We start from the raw sequence: 265 nt of genomic DNA on the forward strand, positions 1-265 counted from the left end.
GTGTGCGAGGGACCGTGTCGGGTTGAGCGCCTCCACCAGGCCCTCGAAGGGCACGTCCTGGTGAGCGTAGGCGTTGAGGTCGGTCTCGCGGACGCGGTCCAGGAGCTCGGCGAAGGTCGGGTCGCCGGACAGGTCGGTGCGCAGGACGAGGGTGTTGACGAAGAACCCGACCAGGTCGTCGAGTTCCTCCTCGCCGCGGCCCGCGACCGGCGTGCCGATGGGGATGTCCGTCCCGGCGCCGAGGCGGTGCAGCAGCACACCCACA

1 protein-coding gene is annotated in these 265 nt (G+C 70.9%); it reads right to left on the bottom strand.

Features of this window, described 5'->3' with window-relative positions; all coding sequences use genetic code 11:
- The coding region (locus IO24_RS41820; RefSeq protein ID WP_157851365.1) for a condensation domain-containing protein at positions 1 to 265 on the bottom strand (265 nt) is incomplete at both ends.

It is taken from the genome of Streptomyces flavovariabilis, from assembly GCF_000725785.1.
GTDB lineage: Bacteria > Actinomycetota > Actinomycetes > Streptomycetales > Streptomycetaceae > Streptomyces > Streptomyces hawaiiensis.